Origin of the sequence: Clostridium simiarum, from assembly GCF_018919175.1 — a bacterium.
Classification (GTDB): domain Bacteria; phylum Bacillota; class Clostridia; order Clostridiales; family Clostridiaceae; genus Clostridium_L; species Clostridium_L simiarum.
The window spans coordinates 1,630,168-1,651,583 of record NZ_JAHLQL010000001.1 but is presented as its reverse complement, the minus strand read 5'-3'; the positions used below and the strand labels follow the sequence as shown (position 1 = coordinate 1,651,583).

The 21,416-nt window shown below is 27.0% G+C and carries 19 protein-coding genes; 17 read left to right on the top strand and 2 right to left on the bottom strand.

Features of this window, described 5'->3' with window-relative positions:
* The first annotated feature begins 15 nt into the window (after nt 1–15).
* From KQI89_RS07720 to KQI89_RS07695, 6 genes are all read left to right on the top strand, one after another.
* Entirely contained in the window at nt 16–1,434 is a 1,419-nt protein-coding gene (locus tag KQI89_RS07720) for an MBOAT family O-acyltransferase (protein WP_216456589.1), read from the top strand.
* 154 nt (nt 1,435–1,588) lie between these two features.
* Nucleotides 1,589–2,797 carry an alginate O-acetyltransferase AlgX-related protein gene (locus KQI89_RS07715; protein ID WP_216456588.1) on the top strand — a complete coding sequence of 403 codons (1,209 nt, stop codon included), beginning with the start codon at nt 1,589–1,591 and terminating at the stop codon, nt 2,795–2,797.
* 168 nt (nt 2,798–2,965) lie between these two features.
* Complete coding sequence (locus KQI89_RS07710) at nt 2,966–3,646, top strand: FadR/GntR family transcriptional regulator (RefSeq protein WP_216456587.1); 681 nt, start codon at nt 2,966–2,968, stop codon at nt 3,644–3,646.
* A gap of 475 nt (nt 3,647–4,121) precedes the next feature.
* The gene (locus KQI89_RS07705; RefSeq protein ID WP_216456586.1) at nt 4,122–4,709 is read left to right on the top strand and encodes a MarR family winged helix-turn-helix transcriptional regulator; all 588 of its coding nucleotides are present in this window, start codon (nt 4,122–4,124) and stop codon (nt 4,707–4,709) included.
* Nucleotides 4,710–4,747: 38 nt separating this feature from the next.
* Complete coding sequence (locus tag KQI89_RS07700; protein ID WP_246582973.1) at nt 4,748–5,188, top strand: Fur family transcriptional regulator; 441 nt, start codon at nt 4,748–4,750, stop codon at nt 5,186–5,188.
* A gap of 78 nt (nt 5,189–5,266) precedes the next feature.
* Entirely contained in the window at nt 5,267–6,163 is an 897-nt protein-coding gene (locus KQI89_RS07695; RefSeq protein WP_216456585.1) for a cation diffusion facilitator family transporter, read from the top strand.
* A gap of 65 nt (nt 6,164–6,228) precedes the next feature.
* Here KQI89_RS07695 and KQI89_RS07690 read toward each other — a convergent pair whose 3' ends face one another.
* Nucleotides 6,229–7,185 (bottom strand): helix-turn-helix transcriptional regulator, encoded by a 957-nt coding sequence (locus KQI89_RS07690; protein ID WP_216456584.1) that lies wholly within the window; start codon nt 7,183–7,185, stop codon nt 6,229–6,231.
* Nucleotides 7,186–7,391: 206 nt separating this feature from the next.
* Here KQI89_RS07690 and KQI89_RS07685 point away from each other — a divergent pair, with 206 nt between their 5' ends.
* The 3 genes from KQI89_RS07685 to KQI89_RS07675 all read left to right on the top strand — a co-directional run bounded on the left by KQI89_RS07685 (nt 7,392) and on the right by KQI89_RS07675 (nt 9,230).
* Nucleotides 7,392–7,757 (top strand): VOC family protein, encoded by a 366-nt coding sequence (locus KQI89_RS07685; RefSeq protein ID WP_216456583.1) that lies wholly within the window; start codon nt 7,392–7,394, stop codon nt 7,755–7,757.
* Between the two features lie 25 nt (nt 7,758–7,782).
* A complete protein-coding gene (locus tag KQI89_RS07680; RefSeq protein WP_216456582.1) occupies nt 7,783–8,712 on the top strand; it encodes a hypothetical protein in 930 nt (309 codons plus the stop codon).
* Between the two features lie 230 nt (nt 8,713–8,942).
* On the top strand, nt 8,943–9,230 hold the full coding sequence (locus tag KQI89_RS07675) for a putative quinol monooxygenase (protein ID WP_216456581.1): 288 nt from the start codon (nt 8,943–8,945) through the stop codon (nt 9,228–9,230).
* A 277-nt stretch (nt 9,231–9,507) separates the two neighbouring features.
* On the opposite strand, the gene KQI89_RS07670 is transcribed toward KQI89_RS07675, so the two are convergent.
* Nucleotides 9,508–11,277, bottom strand: coding sequence for a methyl-accepting chemotaxis protein (locus KQI89_RS07670; RefSeq protein WP_216456580.1), 1,770 nt, complete (start codon nt 11,275–11,277; stop codon nt 9,508–9,510).
* Between the two features lie 813 nt (nt 11,278–12,090).
* Between KQI89_RS07670 and KQI89_RS07665 the strand changes: the two genes are divergently transcribed.
* The 8 genes from KQI89_RS07665 to KQI89_RS07630 all read left to right on the top strand — a co-directional run bounded on the left by KQI89_RS07665 (nt 12,091) and on the right by KQI89_RS07630 (nt 21,283).
* Nucleotides 12,091–12,936, top strand: a complete 846-nt coding sequence (locus KQI89_RS07665; protein ID WP_216456579.1) for a DUF2785 domain-containing protein — start codon at nt 12,091–12,093, stop codon at nt 12,934–12,936.
* A 357-nt stretch (nt 12,937–13,293) separates the two neighbouring features.
* Entirely contained in the window at nt 13,294–14,112 is an 819-nt protein-coding gene (locus tag KQI89_RS07660) for a hypothetical protein (protein ID WP_216456578.1), read from the top strand.
* A gap of 53 nt (nt 14,113–14,165) precedes the next feature.
* Entirely contained in the window at nt 14,166–14,945 is a 780-nt protein-coding gene (locus tag KQI89_RS07655) for a hypothetical protein (protein ID WP_216456577.1), read from the top strand.
* A gap of 10 nt (nt 14,946–14,955) precedes the next feature.
* Nucleotides 14,956–15,591, top strand: coding sequence for an ABC transporter ATP-binding protein (locus KQI89_RS07650; RefSeq protein WP_216456576.1), 636 nt, complete (start codon nt 14,956–14,958; stop codon nt 15,589–15,591).
* A 2-nt stretch (nt 15,592–15,593) separates the two neighbouring features.
* Entirely contained in the window at nt 15,594–16,271 is a 678-nt protein-coding gene (locus KQI89_RS07645; RefSeq protein ID WP_216456575.1) for a hypothetical protein, read from the top strand.
* Between the two features lie 130 nt (nt 16,272–16,401).
* A complete protein-coding gene (locus tag KQI89_RS18015; RefSeq protein ID WP_216456574.1) occupies nt 16,402–18,570 on the top strand; it encodes a DUF1430 domain-containing protein in 2,169 nt (722 codons plus the stop codon).
* Nucleotides 18,571–18,573: 3 nt separating this feature from the next.
* Entirely contained in the window at nt 18,574–19,224 is a 651-nt protein-coding gene (locus KQI89_RS07635; RefSeq protein ID WP_216456573.1) for an ABC transporter ATP-binding protein, read from the top strand.
* Between the two features lie 562 nt (nt 19,225–19,786).
* The gene (locus KQI89_RS07630) at nt 19,787–21,283 is read left to right on the top strand and encodes a methyl-accepting chemotaxis protein (protein ID WP_246582972.1); all 1,497 of its coding nucleotides are present in this window, start codon (nt 19,787–19,789) and stop codon (nt 21,281–21,283) included.
* Nucleotides 21,284–21,416: the final 133 nt, after the last annotated feature.

The following is a 21,416-nucleotide window of genomic DNA, read 5'->3' as shown; positions in this document are numbered from 1 at the left end:
AAAGGAGGCTATATTTTGTTATTTTCAAGCATAATTTTTATATTTTACTTTTTACCAATTATTCTAATATTATATTATGCTTTTGGGTTTAGTAGAAAAATTCAAAATTTTATATTACTAATTAGTAGTTTGTTCTTTTATGCATGGGGAGAACCTAAATTTATAATTATTATGGTAATTTCCATTATAATGAATTACATATTTGGGTTATTTGTAGATAGGTACAGAGAAGAAAAAAGCAAAGCAAGAATTTGTTTAATACTTATGTGTATATGTAATATAGGGATTTTATTTGTATTTAAATATTTAACATTTACATTAAGAAATCTAAACTCCTTTTTAAGTAAGCCAATTTCTATACCTAATATTGTCTTACCTATAGGAATTTCATTTTTTACATTTCAAGCTATGTCTTATGTTATAGATGTTTATCGTAAAGATGGAGAAGTTCAAAAAAATCCATTTTATGTAGGATTATATATTGTGTTTTTCCCACAACTTATAGCAGGGCCTATTGTTAAGTATGAAACTGTAGCAGATCAAATGCTTAACAGAAAAGAAACCTGGAGAAAGTTTTCTGTTGGTACTTGTAGATTTATAATAGGATTAGGGAAAAAGGTGATGATTTCTAACAATATGGCAATTGTGGCGGATTATATTTATACTATGAGCGGGCAAGGTTCTATTGCAGCATCCTTGGCTTGGCTTGGCTCCATAGCTTATACATTCCAAATATTCTTTGATTTTTCTGCTTATTCGGATATGGCAATTGGACTTGGTCTAATGTTTGGTTTTAAATTTGAAGAAAACTTTAATTATCCATACATTTCAAAATCTATAAGTGAGTTTTGGAGAAGGTGGCATATTTCATTAGGAAATTGGTTTAAAACATATGTTTATTTTCCTCTAGGTGGCTCTCGAGTTTCAAACAAAGACATAATGATTAGAAATATGCTGATTGTATGGGTGCTTACAGGGGTTTGGCATGGTGCGGAGTGGACATTTATTCTTTGGGGACTGCTAAACTTTGTTTTTTTAACCATTGAACGTTTTGTTATGTTTGAAAAAATTAAAAATCATAATATATTAAAACATATCTATACTTTATTGGTGGTTAATTTTGGGTGGGTGATTTTTAGGTCACCAAATCTTCAAGAGGCATCTTCCTATTTTAAAGCCATGTTTGGTGGAAGTGGTGTTTTTTGGAGTGATTATACAGGGATGTTTCTGAAAGAATATTTTATTTTTTTCTTATGTGCAATTGTTTTTAGTATGCCTATTGCAAAGAAGATAAATAAGTATGTTGTTGAAAAAGCTAAATTCCATTTAATATTTCATATGCTTTACCCAATTTCCTTGATTATGTTATTTATTGTTTCTGTTACATATTTGGTAACAGGAAGTTATAATCCATTTATCTATTTTAATTTTTAGTGAAAGAACTGGTCATAAAATGAGACGATTTTTATAAAGAATTAAAAATACATTAAATGAGTTTAAAGCAATATTAAAGATTTCTGATGTAGTGAAGTTACTTACTACAAATTAGTATAAAACTGACTATAAATCTTATTATAGGAGGAAAGAGATGAATACTTTCTTTAAAGTACGGTCCATAGCAACAATTATTTTTTTAATGGTTTTATTTACTTTTTCTGCATTTAATATAAGTTATTCTGGTAAAGAAGTGTTAAGTGAAATAAAGAATTCAGCGGATAAAAAATTGAGTTTAAAGGAAACCATCACAGCAGTAGATGGAAAAGTAAATGACAGGATAATTAAAAAAGGTATGTTTATCGAAACATATGGGTATATGCAAAAACTTATGGATAAGAATGATTTTTCAAGCTTTAGTGTTGTAAAAGATACTGAGGGAAAAATGCACTACTCATATTTTGCAAATGGTCCAAAGGTGGTAAAAGAACTATCAAAGAGAGTTTTTAAATTTTCTGATGAAGTACAAAAGAATGGTTCTAATTTTGTTTATTTAATGACTCCAGATAAATACATACAAGGAGTCACACAATTTCCTAAAGGAATACCTTACTCTTATAGTAATGAAACAGCAAATGAGTTTTTAAATGAACTTAAAGAAAATAGTGTAAGTTATATTGACTTTAGAGATAATATTTTAAACAGTGGTATTCAAAAGGATCAGCTGTTTTTTAACACAGATCATCACTGGAGAACTGAAACAGCCTTTTGGGCATTTGGTGAATTAACTGACCAATTGAATAAAAAATATAATATGCATTTAGATGAAAATCATTATTACAGAGATATCAATAATTATAACACTATTGTGTATCCCAATTCATTTCTTGGATCTATGGGAAGAAAAACTGGAAAACTATATGGAGGAATTGATGATTTTACTTTAATTTATCCTAAATTTAAAACAAATTATAGATATTATACAGATTCTAAAAAAGAAAAATTTGAGTTAAATGGAAGATTTGAAGAAAGTCTAATGCTAGCTTATCCTTTTAATGCAGACATAGATTTATTAAATGCCGAATCGGATAAATATTTTACATATTTATTAGGTAATCGACCATTTGTGAAAATAAATAATTTTGAAAATCCTAAAGGGCTAAAAGTGGCTTTTATAAAGGATTCCCTAATAGTACCAACCATAGCTTTCTTTTCTTCTTTGTGTTCACAAATAGATATAATAGATCCTAGATACTATGAGGGAGACATTGTAGAGTATGTAAAATTACAGAAATATGATTTTGTATTTTTATCTGTTTATCCTCAAAATCTAACAGATGAATTTTTTCCTTTTTTTAGATAGATTTTAGTGATAAAGGTTAACTTTTTAATAAAATAAATATTTTGGTAGCATAATCTCAAGTAGTTTTAAAAAAATAACCATAGATGTAATTTTATAAGTTAAGACTTTGTAATATTTGACAAGTTGTTGAATAAGTCCTATATTTAAAATGGGAGATGTGATGATCTGATGAATGAAAAACGTAAAATGATTCCACATAAATTAGTTGATCAAGTAATACATCAATTACAAAAAGATATATCTTTGGGATATTATATACCAGGTCAGAAAATACCTACAGAACCTGAATTGATGGAGTTATTTGGGGTAGGGCGTTCAACTTTAAGAGAAGCAATAAAAGTTTTATCTAGTTCAGGGTTGCTTGAAGTTAGACAAGGAGAAGGAACATTTGTCTGTAAAGAATATGTTATTAGTGAGCCTCTAGATCAAAGATTAAGAAGAGCATCCTTGTTGGAAATTTATGAAGTAAGACGAATGTTGGAACTTCAAATTGCTGAATTAGCAGCTATGAATCGAACAGAAAAAGATTTATTAGAAATGAAAAGTAGTTTAGATAAAAGAAGATCCGCTGAAAAAACTAATGATATTAATGCCTATGTTGAACATGATTGGGAATTTCACAATGCTATGGCATCTGCTACGCAAAATAGCGTTTTAAAGGATCTTTATATAACTTTTTCTCAAACTATGAAAGATTCTTTAAAAGAAGTAATTTCAGATTTTGAGTCAGTTAAGAGGCAAATTCAATATCATGACCAGGTTTATAAAGCAATAGAAAGACAAGATACTTCCGCTGCAAGGAACTATACAAATGATTACTTGGATATAACCATGAAGCAACTGTTGTAGAAAAACTTGTTGTCCATAGAGAAGAAAGTCAAATTGAAAAATTTTGAGCTTATTCTACGTATTACTGAGGTGTTTTTTAATGTCCACGAAATCAATAGCATAAATTATGAGATAACATATACTATTATAATAGGGATATCTCTAATAATTTAGGTTCCTAATTAAAATCACTGTAATATTAATGAATTCTGTAGGATAAGGACTGATATGGCATTATTATTTATACAATAAAAATGCCATATAAAAATTTTAAAAACTAAACATCAGATGATAGGATGAATATAATTATAGAATTAGTTGCTACACTTTTTATAAAAGATTTTTCCTAAGGAAAGTAGAGAAATAGTGAAGTTGTAGATTATATAGAAAATAATTAGGAACCTAAACATTTTTGTTGACATAGGCAAAAGACACTGATATACTAAAAAAAATTAGGTACCTAACTAAAGTTGAAGATACTTAGGAGGAAAATCGTATGTCAAAAACAAATTTAAATGAGTTATATGGTGCTTTGCATCGCTTAAATCGTCAAATGCACCGCACATCTCATCGAGAAAACCATGGTAAAGGTGGGCTCTATCATGGGCAAGCAAATTTGCTTCTTTTAATTCTTCAAAACAACGGTGCTAGTCAAAGAGATTTGGCAGAGCAACTGGATGTACGTCCATCTTCAATGACAGAGATGTTGAGAAAGCTGGAACAGAGTGGTCTGATTGTAAGGAAACAGGACAACAAGGATCAGCGGGTAATGCGAATCTATTTAACTGGGGAAGGAGAAAAAGTGGCTCAAAAAATGTCTGAAAGTAAAGATGCATTTGTAGAATCTTTATTCCAGGGATTAACAGAGGATGAACAGAAACAATTGTTTATACTTACTGAAAAATTGTGTGCAAGTTTAGAAGTAGCTGAAAATTCTTATAGAAAGGAAGGGTATCAAGAGCAGGGCGCAGGTCATTATGAATATCACAGACATGATGGACATAACAAACATTATGAACATCACAGACATCATGAACATTATGGACATGGGTATCATCATGATCATTATGTTAAGCATAAATAATCTGGCCCCTTAAATTGATAGCTATAGGGTTGAATATAATGAAAAATTTTGAGGTGTTGCTTAAAGAAAAAGGATATAAATTAACAGAGCAGAGGCAGATTATCTGGAATATAATGATGGAAAGCTTAGGAGAACATCTAAGTACAAAGGATATATGGGAGATAGCTAGAAAAAAAGACCATACTTTAGGAGTTGCTACTGTTTATAGAACATTGCAAATCATGGATGAATTAGGGATGGTTACAAGTTTTGATAAAAGGGATGAGCTAAACAAATATGAGCTTAATACAGAGGGAAAAAGTTCTGTACATCCCCACCTCATCTGTATGGGTTGCGAAAAGATTATAGATGTTGCAGAAAATCTGCTTATTAGTGAATCAATAGTAAAAATTCATAACAAATACAACTTTGAAATAAAGGATATTCGTGTTAAATGTTATGGGATTTGTGCGGAATGTGCAGGAAAAACCATTAAATAGACTGCATTATATTATTAGTAAAAACTATTTTTAATCATCAGATGATATGATGAAATAAATAAGGAAAGGAGGATTAGTATGAAGGTTTTATTAAAAGGAAGCAGAGAAAACTATGGAATGTTTGTAGGTATGGTGGGTATTCTCAGCAATATTTTACTATTCATTTTTAAACTAATAATGGGTTGGATATCAAACAGTATTGCTATTACTGCGGATGCCTTTAATAATTTGTCTGATGCTGGATCTTTTGGAATTACTTTAGTAAGCTTCAAATTGGCTAAAAAACCTGCCAATAAAAAGTATCCTTTTGGATATGGACGGATTGAATATATATCAGGATTTGTTGTTTCTTTTTTCATCCTTATAGTGGGATTGAAACTCATCAAAAGTTCCATACAGGAAATCTTACATCCAGAAAGTGTTGTATTTAATTGGGCTACCTTAATTGGTCTTGCATTCTCGATTTTGGTGAAGTTAAGCATAGGATTATTTAACAGATATGCAGGTAAAAAAATAGAATCTGTGGCTGTTAATGCTTTAGCTTTGGATAGTCTATGTGATGCTCTTGTAACCGCAGTTACATTAGGCTCCTATCTCATGGCTCATTTCTTAAACTGCCAGGTTGATGGATATGCAGGAACCATAGCTTCTTTGTTTATGCTATATTCTGGATTTAGAGCAGCCATGGATACATTAAAACCATTGATGGGTCAAAGTCCTGACCCTAAAGTGGCAAGTGAAATAAAAGAAAAGCTTCTTGCAAATAAAAATATTATAAGCGTTCATGATTTGATGCTGCATAATTATGGACCTAATCGTTTTTTTGCATCTGTTCATGTAGTAGTTCCATCAGATGGAGATTTGTTGGAACTACATAATGAATTATTTTGTGCTGAAAAAGAAATAGAACATTCGCTTAATATTTATATAAATATCCACCCTGATCCTGTAAAGCCAACACAAATAAGTAACTGATACGAACCATATATTTACAGATGTTAATATAATGAGAGGAAAATTTATGGAAGCCTAAAAATAGGTTATATAGGATTACTTTTATAATTATTTTTTATATTATCTATTTTCTCTAAAATTAAATCAACTATTTCGCAAGGTGATTCAATAGTTGCATCTGTACCTACACCTAGTAAAAAATCTGAATAATAGTCTACATCTCTTATATCTATAGCTGTGTCAATAAACCCAGTTCCGTCATAATTTATTATTATCTTTTTATCCAACCATGGTTCTAATTGACACTTTCTCACTCCTTTTTTAGAAAGCTTTACCTTTAATTTTACAGTTTTTTCAGGCCTTGATGGCTCAAACCAATCCTTTAGACTTATGTCACCAATAGGTTTTTCTAGGGTTGAATCTTTTTTTATAGTCACTGATCTAATATAGTCAACTCTAAATAATCTGTAGGATTGTTTATTTAAACAAAAGGCTGGACAGTACCAATATCCATTATGTGAATATATGCCTATGGGTAAAATGTCTCTATAGCTAACACCATTAATAGATTCGTATTCAATTGATAAAATTTTTCTTTCAATTACTCCTTCTAAAATAAATTTTAGATATGGATTGTCCTCATCTCTTTTTGGTACCCAAAATAAAACACGGTTTCGCATCACATCAATTTTATCTTTAGTATTATCCGGAAGATAATTATAAAACTTACTTAATGCGGATATAGCATCATCATCAAAAGGTAATGAGGCATAATTTTGAAGGGACTGATAGGCAAAGAATATTGCTATAGCTTCATTTTCTGTAAATGCTATAGGAGGCAAGATTTTTTTATTTAGCAATCTATATCCACCTTTAGGACCAAGTTCTGTGTATAATGGAACCCCTAAGTCTTCTAAATCTTTTAAGTCTCTTTGTATTGTACGTATTGAGACTCCGAATTCCTCTGCTAAATCCTTTGCTGTAAAGCTTTGTTTCCTATTAATAACAATTATCAAATCTACTAATCGTTTAGATTTATTCATATTTTTACTCCTAATTCCTATATTTTATTTTTGTAAAAACTCTTATAAAGAAATGATGTAAAACTTAAATTTATATAATGCTACCTTATACAAAAGATATTATTTTAATTATTATAACTTTCTCATAATAATTACGTCAATAGATGTCATAAATACATGTTATATTTACATTGATAATAAAAAAATACTAATTAGGAGGTTAAATTATGTTTAAAAGATTAGAGTGTGTATCCATCTATACTTCGGATATTGAAAGTTCTGTTGATTTCTATACTTCTTTAGGGTTAAAAGAGAATTGGAAAGTTGAAAGGAAATTAAATAATGGTAGTCTTTGTACATTAATTGGATTAAGGTTTCCTGAAAAAAATAGCTCAGAGCTTGTTCTTCAAAATGATTCTGATCTCAAGGTAATGGATATAGAAATATATGTTGATGATGTTGTAGAGGCATACAATAACTTATGTAAAAATCCAAATGTTAATTGGATTAGAGAGCCTTTCAAAACTGAATCTGGTCATGTTGCAGTATTAGAAGCTCCAGATAAAAATGTGTTTGTATTAGTGGGTAAATAATATAATAATTGAAAGGATTGATTACATGGTTTCATATAAAGGAAATGGGTCATATTGTTATTCTAACTCTGCTTCCATGCTGTTATCTACAATAAGTGAAGAGGTGAGTCCTTCTTTAATAGAAGTACTTACAGGATTTTCATTAGGTGCCTCCATTGAAGATGGGTTACTGTTTTTTGACAACTCTGTAACTAGTCCAGATGTTGCAATTAATGCAGCATTTCATTCCTTAGGCTTTAGTGTAAATGAAAGAGTTAGCAAAGATGGAGGTGAACTTCCCTTAGAGGAATTTTCAAAAGTTTTATCCGATTCTCCAATTATGGTAGGGCCTGTAGATATGGGGTTTTTAACATATTTACCTAATCATAAATATCTAAGTGGATCTGATCATTATGTTTTAGCCTTGGAAATGAATAATAATGAAGTATTACTACATGATCCTCATGGCTATCCTTTTGTGTCATTACCTTTAAATCAATTAGACTTAGCTTGGAAATCTGATAAAATACAGTGTAGGAAAGGACCTTATCATTACTGGTTTTCTCCTAAGAAAGAATCTGATTTAAGTGAAGATGAAATTTTTTTAAGAGCAATTAAAAATTTTAAAACTATATATATAAACCAAGAAAAAGTAGCAAGAGAATCAAAAGTTCTCTTTGGAAGAGAAGCGATAAATATAAAGGCAAATGAATTTAGAAATAAAAAAATTACAGATAGAGAAATGTCTCATTTAATATATTTTGCATTTCCAGTATCCGCAAGAAGGTCTCAAGATTTTGCAAAGTATTTTAATAATCGAGAAGTCCTAATATCAACACTAAAAGAAAAACAATCTAGATTATTTGGTAAATGTCAAACTCTAGCAACTCAAGGTAGATTAGAAGCTGTGGGAGACACCCTTGAAATCCTAGCAGATATTGAAGAGCAGATTAAAGATGCAATACTAAAACTATAATTAATAAGTGGATTATAGTTTCTACCCTTCAAACTCATTGTAATTTCAAAAGTACATGGATAGTTTTTATTTTTAAATTCTAAGGGAGAGTAGCTAGGTCCATAGTTAAAATACTCCCTATAGTATCCTTTTAAGTAGTAGAATACAAAATAGTACGTACTTGTTATGTATATACTTATTTTTTATAATAATATCATGTAGTATAAAAACATATAAATTAGGAGGTATATATGATAAAAGTAGTTGCTAAAAACTTTGCTAAAGAGGATAAAATTGATGAAATTATTGAATTAAGCAAAGAACTAGTAGAAATAACAAGAAAAGAGAAAGGATGCATAAAGTATGAAATGTATCAAGATGAGCAGGATGCAACAATTCTCACAATGATTGAAGAGTGGGAAAATAAAGAGGCTTTGGAGGAGCACTTAAAATCTGAGCATTTCAATAGAATTGTTCCAAGGATGGGAAAACTTATGTTAAAAGAAGCAGATATGAATATTTACAATAAATTGATTTAATATGTTTAAGTATATAGATATAACATTACGCCCCCTAGTTTTTAGGGGGTGCATCTTTGCACAAAATCAATATTTCTACATTTCAGTATAACCTTTCAGCATAATTTAAAATTGCGTTAAGTAATATATAAAAAAGAAAAAAATATAAATCTTTAAAAATTGGATAGAAATAAATATATTCATAAAATCTAATGATAAAAACTATTTGCCACCCCTTATTTTAAGTGGTTGCAAATAGTTTTTTATAAATTTTAAGAGATAATAACCTTTTTTGCATCTATAAAGAAAAATGATTTATACTATCATTAAGTTCCTTTGAAAAGTTATCTAATTCCTTTGCTAAATCCTTAATATAATCCATCTTGTCTTTTACTTCTACAGTAGATGCTGTTATTTCTTCAGAAGATGCAGATATTTCTTCTGTTACTGAAAGTACAGAATCCATAGAAGAACTTACACTATCTTTCTGGTTATATACTTGATCAATTTTTTCTACATTTTCTTTAATGATATTTGGCATTGTTTCTATAAAATCAATTACTCTTTCTAAGGTTTTTCGTGTTTCATTTATAGTTTCTATCTGACCTTGTGCTACTTTTTCAGACTTTTCTACACTGCTTACGGAAATATTAATTACATTTATTAATTCATTTATTAAAATATTTATCTGTTTTACAGCTTCAGAGGTGTCATTGGACAATTTTTTAATTTGTTCTGATACTACTGCAAAACCTCTTCCAGCTTCTCCTGCTCTAGCAGATTCTATGGAAGCATTTAAAGAAAGAAGATTTATTTCACTAGAGATTTGTTCTATAGTACTTACGATTCCTACTATGGCATTTGATTTATTAAGTAATTCTTGTATATTGGTATTGGTTTCTTTAGATGAATTAACATTTTCCTCATTTTTCTTCTCTAATTCACCTAATATATTTACAATATTAAAGTTCAAGCTATTAGCTTCTCTTGCCTCTTTTTCCATAACCATACTATTTTTTTTAATTAAAGTTATGTTCTCTGATAATAACTGCATACTATCAAAACTATTTTGCATTTCTTTTGTGGAGTCATTTATAGAAGCGGATATTTCCTCCATAGCATCTTTTATATTATTAGAACTTTCTAAAGTAACATTAGTTGAGGAATCTATAAGAGAAGATTTTTCTTCAAGAGTAATAGATATTTCCTTTATTTTTAACAGGATAGTTCTTATTTCAGCTATCATTCTATTAAATATCTCACCTATATATCCTATTTCATCTTTATTTTTAATATTGACCTTTGTGTTAATATTGCCTTCTGATGCCATTTCCATAGAGTTTACTATATCACTAAGTGGATTTACCTTCTGTTTCATTAAACTGTTTATTAGTAAAAAAGAAATTATTAATATTATTGATGCTATTATAAGTATAACATTTAAAATTTTGTATGCTGGTTTATAAAAATCTTCATTGTAGCATCCTACGTTTATATACCAATCCCAAGGCTCAAAATATCCCACTGCATTAACTTTGGGTTTTTCCTTAGTTTCTTCAGAATTTTTCCACATAAAATGTATTATACCTTGATTTTTAGGATTATTTCCTTCTTGAAATATAAGTCCTGTTACACTTTGTCCTCGTGCATCCTTAACTTCAGATATATCCTCTCCCTCTTTAAAAGGGTGCATTTTTTCTATACCTTTACTATCAATGGCATACATATATGCTTCTATGCCTAATTCTAATTTCTCATTAAGGCCTCTAGTTTTTCCATCAGATTGCTTTTTATTTAGCATTTCATACCTAAATATTTCTTCAGCATCCTCTCGAGTTAAAGACCCTTTTTGTACTTGAGTTTCTAAACTATCCATCATAGCAAGTCCCATTTCAATTCTGTTTTTTAATGCTGATTCTCCTAAATTACTTAAGGCTTTTTTAGCACTAAAAAATGAAACAGTAGATATAATTCCAACAGAAAAAACTATCAATATAAAAAAACGCAAGTATGATATAAAAAAGCTTTTTTTCAGTTCGGTATTCTTGAAAGTTGTTTTTTTATCCATATTATCTCCTCTTTTGTATCAAATTTAAAATCTATAATAAAAGCCAACAATTATAGAATAATCCTTGGCTTGTTATCCATTAACATTAAAAATATTAAGGCATCACAATAAAACGTATTTTAGTGTTTCCAATTTTTATGATAACACATATTTCATTATAATATTCCAATGTATATGTTTCAATAGTAAAAGATACAAGATGTCTTTTTATTTTTAAGCCATAGAGTGATAAGGATTTAAAGCTACGCTTATTAAGCTGAATTTATTCTATGCAGTGGTTTTGTTGAAGTTTTTGCTAAAGAATAAGTTGAGCTTATAAGTATAAACCAATTCTATGTTCATAGCTTTTAGGGCAATTAAAAATATTAGTTCATAAAAGATTATAAAAAATAAATATAATTTTAACTATATTACAGAAAGTCATAATACTTTGATGAAAAAAGTTGAAGATATTATTCTAGCAGGAATAAATTTTATATAAGAAAAAAAGGTATGAAACTATTTGTAGAAGAATGTCTAAAGTAATATAAAAAATATTTTATAGGCGCAAAGATATTTCACAAATAATAAAGAGAGAGAAACCTAAGATGATAGGAATTATTTTTATGATAATAATATAGTAATTTGAGCTGTTGTAATAATAAACTCAGGATTTTTAGTTAATACAGTATTTTGTGCATTAAGCATATTAGACTAAAGAGATATTGAAAAATATAAATGTTTAATAAAATAAAGCTGACACATATGGAGAGAGTTAATATGTTACAATATAGATTATGGTAAAAGTTTCTATACTGGGTAGGGGGAAGAATTATGAGTAATGCAAATGAATTAAAGGAAAAACTAAGAAGTATTAGGGATAATAATTGGATTATTCCTGAGGAAGTAAATAATTATGAGTTAGCACTTCAATGCTTAGATAATATAGGATCAGTAGATGCAGAATTGAGGGATAACCTTATATTAGAACTTCTTTGTAACATGATTATAGAAAAAAAGCTAACAGATAAAGAGGTAAAAGATATATTAGAGATAATATTAAGTGAAAAGCATCTATTTTATAATATTGGTAAAATTGAAGATGACTCTGTTTTTAATAGATCATTTAGTATGTTAATTGTAGAATGTATTGTATATAGTCATAACGAAAATGAGGTTAAGCTTTTTAACGAAGCAGAGATAATAAGAATCTATAAAGCTGTAATTAGGTATTTAAATGAAGAAAAAGACGTAAGAGGATATGTAATGGTTAAAGGATGGGCACACACGGTTGCACATACTGCAGATGCACTTGAGGAGCTTGTAAGTTGTAAGGAAATAAAGGAAAGAGAGTTAATAGAAATATTAAATGGGATAAAGAAAAAGGTAGGTATAAACTATTATGTTTATGTGAATAACGAAGAAGAAAGATTAGTAACAACAACTATTAATGTAATAGAAAGAAAAGTTATATCAAAAGAAAAAATTTTAAACTGGATAAAAGGCTTTGAGAATATGGAAAAGATAGGAGTCTATCCAGAGGACCATAATTTAATTTGCAATCATAAAGGATTTTTATCAGCATTATATTTTAGGCTTAAAAGAAGGAGTGGAACTGAAGAGTTTCTTCATGCTATAGAAGAAGTAATAAATAAAACAACACCAAAACATTTTCAATAGTATATAATATAGGATAAAGCTGTAAGGAATAAATTTTCTTATGGCTTTTCTTTTCTGAATAAAAAAAATGTGACGAAAATTTGAATTTGAAAAGGACACTAAATATACTGTATAGGAAGAAAGGTTTATTTTTAATCACTGTCTTTAATCCTATATAATTAGATTTTTTGCATTAATAACATATAATTTTAAAATAAATATTGCACTTAATGCTTATCCGTTGTTTTCTTAAGAATAGTTTGTGAAATTATAAGTCTAAAACCTATCATATTAATAACTTTCAATAAGGTTGTTTATATTTAAGAAAAAAAGGTATAATTGGATATAATAGCAAATAGTTAATAAGGGGGGATGATTTTGATGGTATCTTTATTAAAGTTAGACTTCAAAAATTGTATTAATAATTTCAAATTTAAAATATGTTTCTTATCAGTTTGGACAATTTCAATTATTTCATATTTTAATGTTTGTATTAAATATTTTAATGCTAATTCATTGAATTTAACAAGTACTAATGAATTAAGTTTGATAAGAAGTCCTGATGAAAGGCAATTATATTTTTTGTTACTTTTTGCTTTACCAATTATTTCTGCTTTTATTTATTCAGATTCATTTATTTATGAAAGGGAAAATAACATTTGTCCTTATTACTTTGTAAGAGAGAGGAAAGTTTTATATTTAATTTCAAAGATTATTACAAACTTTACAGTTGTTTTTTTTACCATATTTATTGGACTAGGAATTAATGAAGTTCTGACACAAATAACAATACCTAATATAGGCGTTCTTAGTGGAAGTGGTACGCCAGCTTATCAATTAGTTATCAATAACTCGAAAATTTCAGGACAGTTTTGTAATAATTTATATTTAAATCATCCTTATTTTTATAATTATTTTATAATATTTATCATATCAATATTTTGTGCTTTAATATCTGTCATTGCATTTAACATATCTCTTTTGCTTAGAATTAATCAACTAACTTTATTAATTATTACTTTTCTAAGTGTAAATATTTCTACATTTGTATTGCCAATGAAATATCAATTCCAAATGTATATTCAATGTTGGCCAGGTAAGTTAACTGATTTTTATATTATTATATTAGGTTGGATAAGTGTAATTACTATTACCGGGGTATTAGGGGTATGGAGGAAAAGTAAAGAGTATGAATAATTACATTTTTATAATATTCTCTATTAATAATAAGGATAAGGTAGTTGAGATTTATGGTGATAAAACGTAAAAGTTTCAAATATTTATTTCTACAATTATGCGTTACTTTTTGTATTTCATATATATTATCAAGTGATTTGGTTGGTATTAGTAATGATATAAAAGACATGTATTTATACTACTTTTCTTACCAATTTCTTGGCCAAGATATAAGTATTATTCATATCATAATATCAATAATTCCTATGTCAGTAATGATTTCTATGTTTGCAGATTCATTATCTTATGAGCTAGATAAAAATGCAGCTTACTTTTTTACTAGAACTAATAAACGAATAAAATGGCTATTGAACAAATTAGTAGAAATTTTAATTAAGATAACGCTAGTAGATATTCTATTATTTATAGTGGCTTTTATATTTTTTTATTTCTTAGGATACAAAATTATTGATTTTAAAGAATTCATTTGTATAGCTTGGAAGGTATTGATATTGACGATTTTAACTCAGTACATACTAGTTATTCTTTCAAATTTAATTAGTATAAAAATAAATTCTTCTTATGGATATATCATTAGTAATTTAGCCTACATAATAAGCGTGCTAAATTTTTATTATTTATCTTCAAAAAATACAGTTTTATTTAAATATATACCATTCACTCAACAATTTATTACAGTTCAAGATAATGAATATATTGATAGATCCATAAAGTATTTTTCTAAGTATATTGTAGGATACAGCTTTAGTGAAGCTATATTATATGATTTCATTATTTTAATTATTATTATACTAATTGGAATAAAACAAATTAGAAAAACAGAATTTTATTAGAGGAGGATTTATGAGTTATATAGATATAAATAAACTTACAAAAATAATTAAAGGAAATACTGTTCTAGATAATATAGATTTAAAATTAGATAAAGGAAAAATCTATGGTTTTATAGGCAGAAATGGTTCCAGGAAAACCATGTTATTTAGAGCTATATGTGGGCTAATTATCCCTACACAAGGCGAGGTTATTATAGATGGTAAAATAATAACTAAGGATATTGATTTCCCGGAGTCATGTGGTGTAATCATAGAAACTCCAGGTTTTTGGGAAGACCTAACTGGTTTACAGTGTCTAAAAAATTTAGCAAGTATTAAATCAAAAATTAGTGAGGAAACTATATGTAATTGGATGACTAAATTGGGATTAGATCCCATGGATAAAAGACAATTTAGAAAGTATTCATTAGGGATGAAACAGAAGTTAGCTTTAGTACAAGCTCTAATGGAATCTCCAGATTTAATAATTCTTGATGAACCAACAAATTCTTTAGATGAAGAAAGTATAGAAAAACTTCTAGAAATTTTAAAAACTTTAAAGGAAAATGGGAGTACAATATTAATTGCTAGTCATAATAAAAATGATATAGAATTACTTAGCGATAAAATCTTCAAAATAGATTTTGGTAAAGTAAAAGAGGTTTAAATATGAATATAAAAAATAGAACATTTTATTTAATCATAGGAATAGGAACTTTGATATGTATTATTATAGGGATAATAGTAAGATTTTCAATTACAGAGTTTAAATTTGATAGTATTAATAATAAGTGTAATTCATTTGCGTATTGTCCTTATGATGATATAGAATATAGCAATGGAACTTATATAAACGTAGATGAAGCTAAAAATACAGATTCAATATATAAGTACATTGTTAAGGGAAGGTGCGTAGGAAATAGGAAGGTTCTTGAAGATGCAGTTTTAACAGAAGTTCAAGTTGATAAGGTGTTAAAAGGTGATATTAGTGGTGGACGGATAAAAATTTATGAACCTGTAGGATTGCAAGGCAATACTGTATCTACTTTTGAGGGGTATAATTTTATAAAAGATAATAAAGACTATATCTTCTGTTTAACAGATTTAAAAGAAGGTGTGAAGAATTATGATGAGAACAATATAAAAATATATAATTATTCAACACCTTTCTATGGGAAGTTTCCTATTGAATATAAAGATAGTGACTTTATAGTTTATATCAAGGGAGACCGTGAAAAACCTAAAGAATATAATGAATTTCAAAATTCAGAACAGGTTTTTTCATCAAATGATAAAAGAAATTTATATTTTGATGAATACAATAGATTAATGAATTTGTTAAAGTAGAGCCTGTGAGAAAATTTTTTGATTACAAAATATAACAGTTTTTTATGATAAAATAAAAATATCATAGGAGGCTGTTTTATTATTATAAAAAAAGAGAATATGATAATAGAAAGTAAATGAGAGGTAAACAGTGAAAAAAAATATTTTTTTAGCAATAATATTTATTTTTATAACAACTATGAGTTTTAATTCATTATTTTACGAAGAAAAATATAATCAATATAATAAAATGATTAATTTAGGAGATAGAAGTAATACAACAAAAGTTGTTATTTCCATTGGAGAAAAAAAACCAACAGAAGTATATGAAATTTTAAAATTCTATTTAAAAAAATATAATGGAAATTTATATTGCTCATATGTTTTAGATGATGGAAATGATTCTAAATATATAGATTATATTATGTTCGCAAATAGTGATATATTTAAAAATATAAAGTTGAATAATGGTCGTTTTATGAATGATTTTGAAAGTGAATCTAATAAGTATTTATCTACAAAAAAAACAAATGATGAAAATCAAATTGGTCAAATATGTGATTTTACAGGAAAAAATTATTTTGAAATTAGAACTTTAAAAAGCAAATTAGATAGTAATATATTTTCAAGAAATTTTTATATTACAATGCCTAATAAAAGTGATTTTGAAAAGTTTGTGAAGGATTTAAATCTAGAAGGAATTCATCTTATTAATTCTGGAAATGACACATTAAATGATCCAGATAATTCAGCATATAAGATAATTTCAGTTGTTTGTTATTTTGTTATGGTTCTTTTGATTGTATATAACATCTTGAATTCATATAAGAGTATCGCCATTGAAAAAATGCTGGGATTTAATAAGAAAAATATTTTAGCCAAAAGAATATTTCCAATAATTAAAATTGAAATACTATCAATTTTAATTACAACACTAATTTTAATTTTAATAAACTTTAAAGTTTATAATTTGTATTTTTTTAACTTCCTGAATAAATTATTACAGATTTATGCAGTAATGATTATTGCTTCAATAATATTAATAAGCCTACCATTTATGTTTATTAATTTTATTAAGATATCTAATATGCTTAAAAATAAAAAACCAATTAAGTTTATCATATATTTCAATACTTTTATAAAAATAATATTTACTGTTATTTTTATTGTTTTATCTATTAATTGTTATAGTAAATATCAAATTATAAAATCTAGCTTTAGCTATTCATATGAAAATTGGGAAAAAACCCGAGAATATTACATTGTTCCAGAAATGCAAACTACAACAAATATAGGTGATCCATATAATTTAGAATATAGACAAAAAGAAAAAGAACTTTACTATACTTTTAATAAGAGTGGTTCTATTTTGGCTGACTTTAGAAGTTTTATGCCAGGATATTACGAAAAAGAGAAGTCTAGTGCTAATAATGAAACATACAAAATAGATACTATTACCATTAACCCTAATTATTTAAAAGAAAATAAAGTACTAGACGAAAATAATAATAGGGTCAATATTTTAGAAAATGATAAGGAATATATACTTTTAGTACCAGAAAAATATCACTCTAAAGAAAAAGAAATAATAGAATACAATGAGTTTATAAAGGAAGGCTATAATTCCAAAGAAGAAGAGATAAAGAATAAACCAAAATCTATTGTAGCAAAACAGAATATTAAAATAATATGGATAAAAGATAATCAAAAGTTTTTTTCTTATTTAATTGATGTAAATCCTGTTGATGGTAATATGGTTTCTGATCCAATAGCTAGGGTATTAACTGAAAGTAATGGTGACTTGTCTGATTATAGTGTCTTGTTTGGTTTTAAGAGTAATCCTTTTAAAATAAAAGTTGGTGATTCTTCAAATTCAATTGAAACAATTCTGGATAATATTAAAAAATACTTTGATTTCAATATCTATAGGTTTCCTGTATTTTCATTATATAGCAGTGTTCAAGAACAAATAAGAAATACAAAACAAAATATACAATTCATGATTCTAATCATGTTGATTTTATTTATAGGTATAATGACAATTATACTTCAAAATGTAATCAACTATTTTGAACAAAATAAAGTGCGTTTGGCAATTCAAAAATTTCATGGTTATAAAAAAATTAGTAAATATAAGAGTTATTTTATAGGAATATTTTTAAATTGGATATTAGTTTCAGTTATTTCTATATTAATTATTAAATCAGTTAAAATATTTCCATTCATAGTAATTTTGATAATTATTGAATATATAATTTCCTTCCTGTTTTTAAATTTTGTTGAAACTAGAAAAGTTATTAAGGTTACGAAAGGTGGATAAGCTATGGCTATAATTGAATTGAAAAATGTAACAAAGGTATATGGAAATAAAACCATATTAAATAAATTTTCAATGACTATAAATGATGGAGATTTTATAGCATTAATGGGTATTAGTGGTAGTGGGAAAAGCACCTTACTTAACATTATTGGGTTACTTGAAGATTTTGATGAAGGTGAATTAATTCTTGATGGAGATAAAAATATATCTCCTGGAAGTTCTAAAGCTAATGAAATATTAAGAGAAAAAATATGCTATCTCTTTCAAAATTTTGCCCTAGTTGATGATGAAAATGTAGAATATAATTTAAATTTGCCTTTAAAATATGCACCTGGCAGCAAAAAGGAAAAAAGAAGTAGGATAGATGAAGCATTAAAATATGTAGGATTAGAGAATTACGAGAAACACAAAATATACGAATTAAGTGGAGGAGAACAACAAAGAGTTGCTATAGCAAGAATTATGTTAAAACCTTGTAAAATCATATTGGCAGATGAACCAACTGGGTCTTTAGATGAGCACAATAGAGATTTGGTTATTGACTTATTAAAAAAATTCAACGATGAAGGTAAAACGGTAGTTATAGTAACACATGATTCTTATGTGGCTAACAGATGTAAAAAAATAATAAATATTTGTGAAAATAATAAATAGTTAGTGAATTATTAATAAAAAAAGTGTATATAAATTTTAGATTGCATTGAGAACATCCATGGTTCTGTGCAATTTTGATTAGATAAGATGTGATTTATTTAAAAATTGCTACAAGTAAATTTTTACTTTAGTAATTTTTATTTTTTTGGTATTACTAACACTAGAAAAGTATAGCTACTTGTGATGCTAATGTCTGTAAAATGTCAATTATCATACATTTATATTAAAAATAAACCAAGTCTTTCTTCAAATATTTGTAATTGCCAAGCCGTTTTGTAACATTTCGGTATAAGTCATTTCTCCTCGATATCAAATTATATCACCTGTACCGAGGTGTTACAATTATAGTTTATCACTACAAATTTTATTTATTGATATATAACAACTAGATTCTTAAACAAATAAAAATTGTAGAAATAAAAAATCATTAGCTTAAAGATGATTATAAAATACAAATAATGATTCTTTTTGTAATTTCAAGTTAAGGTTATAAGAAATAATGTCGATATTTATAGTGAATATTTAAATTAAGCTTAATTAAAATTAAAAAGAGGTGTGCGAGATGGAAAAGGCTTGGAATTTTAGTTTTGAAAAAATACATAAGGTCAATTATATAACTATAGTTCTAATGTGTTTACTTATGAGTGTAACTACTATGTCAATAAATAACTTTGAAATACATATAGATGAGTTATTGCCCTTTATAATAGTGATTATAGTTTCAACAGTAATATATTTCTTGAAAATAAGGGATATGATAAAAGCAGTAACCTTTAGTTCAGTTATAATACTTTCGAACTTTGGATATTTTTTATTGGGAAAATTTAATCAAATGACTATTGCTTCTGATATATTAGTGTTTATTGCAGGAATTATATGTGCAACATTATACTTTAGAAAAAACTTATTAGTCATAAATGCAGTTCTTTTGGATGTCTGTGTTGTAACTTTATTTATTGTGAATCCTAGTAGTATTTTAAGTGAAAATTTTTCATTCTCAAATATGTTGAATTTTTTTATAATACTAAATGGTGTTATAATTCTAATTTACTGCCTTACTAGTTGGGGGGGCAACTTAATTCAGTCAGCAAATAATAAATCCTTAGAAAGTAAAGAGCTAGTTGATAAATTAGATTTGCTTTTATTAAATATTAAGGAAAGTACTAAGGATTTAGATAACAATATAGATGCTTTTTCAGAAGATATTACCCTTGTTAATGCCACTAGTGAGGATATAAGTAATACCATGAGCCAAATAAATATTGGAGTTCAAGAAATAGTGGATAGTATTTTAGGTATAAATGTAGGAATAGAGAAATCCAATTCCTCATTAGACAAAGTGAGAAGTGTATCTAGTAAAATATCTGAAACATCAAATGAAATGAAGGAAAATGTTATTGATGGATCTGAAAAGATTAACTCTATGAATAGCACTATGAAAATGATAAGTGGTGCTGTAGAGATATCCTTAAACACAGTAAATGAATTAAAAAGTAGTATTGATAAAATAAATTCTGAGATTAATAGTATTTATGAAATCTCAGCTCAAACTAATTTATTGTCATTAAATGCAAGTATTGAAGCAGCTAGAGCAGGTGAATATGGAAGGGGATTTTCAGTAGTTGCAGAAGAAGTTAAAAAATTAGCTCAGCAAACAACTGAAATAGTAAAAAATATTTATGAAATCATAACTGAAATTAATCTTATTACTAATGATGCAGTTATTAAAGTATCAGAGGGTAATAAAGCTACAGAAGAGGGAATAAAGGTTGTTGATAATGTTTATACTTCCTTTAATAAAATTGAAAAGTATTTTGAAAAGATGAGTGAATATCTAGGGGAAGAGCACAGGTTTATTGAAAATGTAGTAGACAATTTTGGTCCCATAAAAATGAATCTTGAAGGAATAGGAAGTATTACTGAAGAACACTCCGCATCCACAGAAGAAATTGAGGGAATAATTAGAGAACAGGGTGAAAAAATTAGTTCAATGGCTTTATCTATAGAGGAAATTAATACCCTAAGTAAAAATCTAAAGGAACTTTCCTCTAACAGGTAAGATTAAGTAGATTTATAAAAATCTACTTAATAATTTATTCTAGGATATAAACTCTAGGATATAAACAAATTGCTAACTAGAATTTTACACGAAAATTTACACAAACTAATTTGACATATATATTTTATTTCAA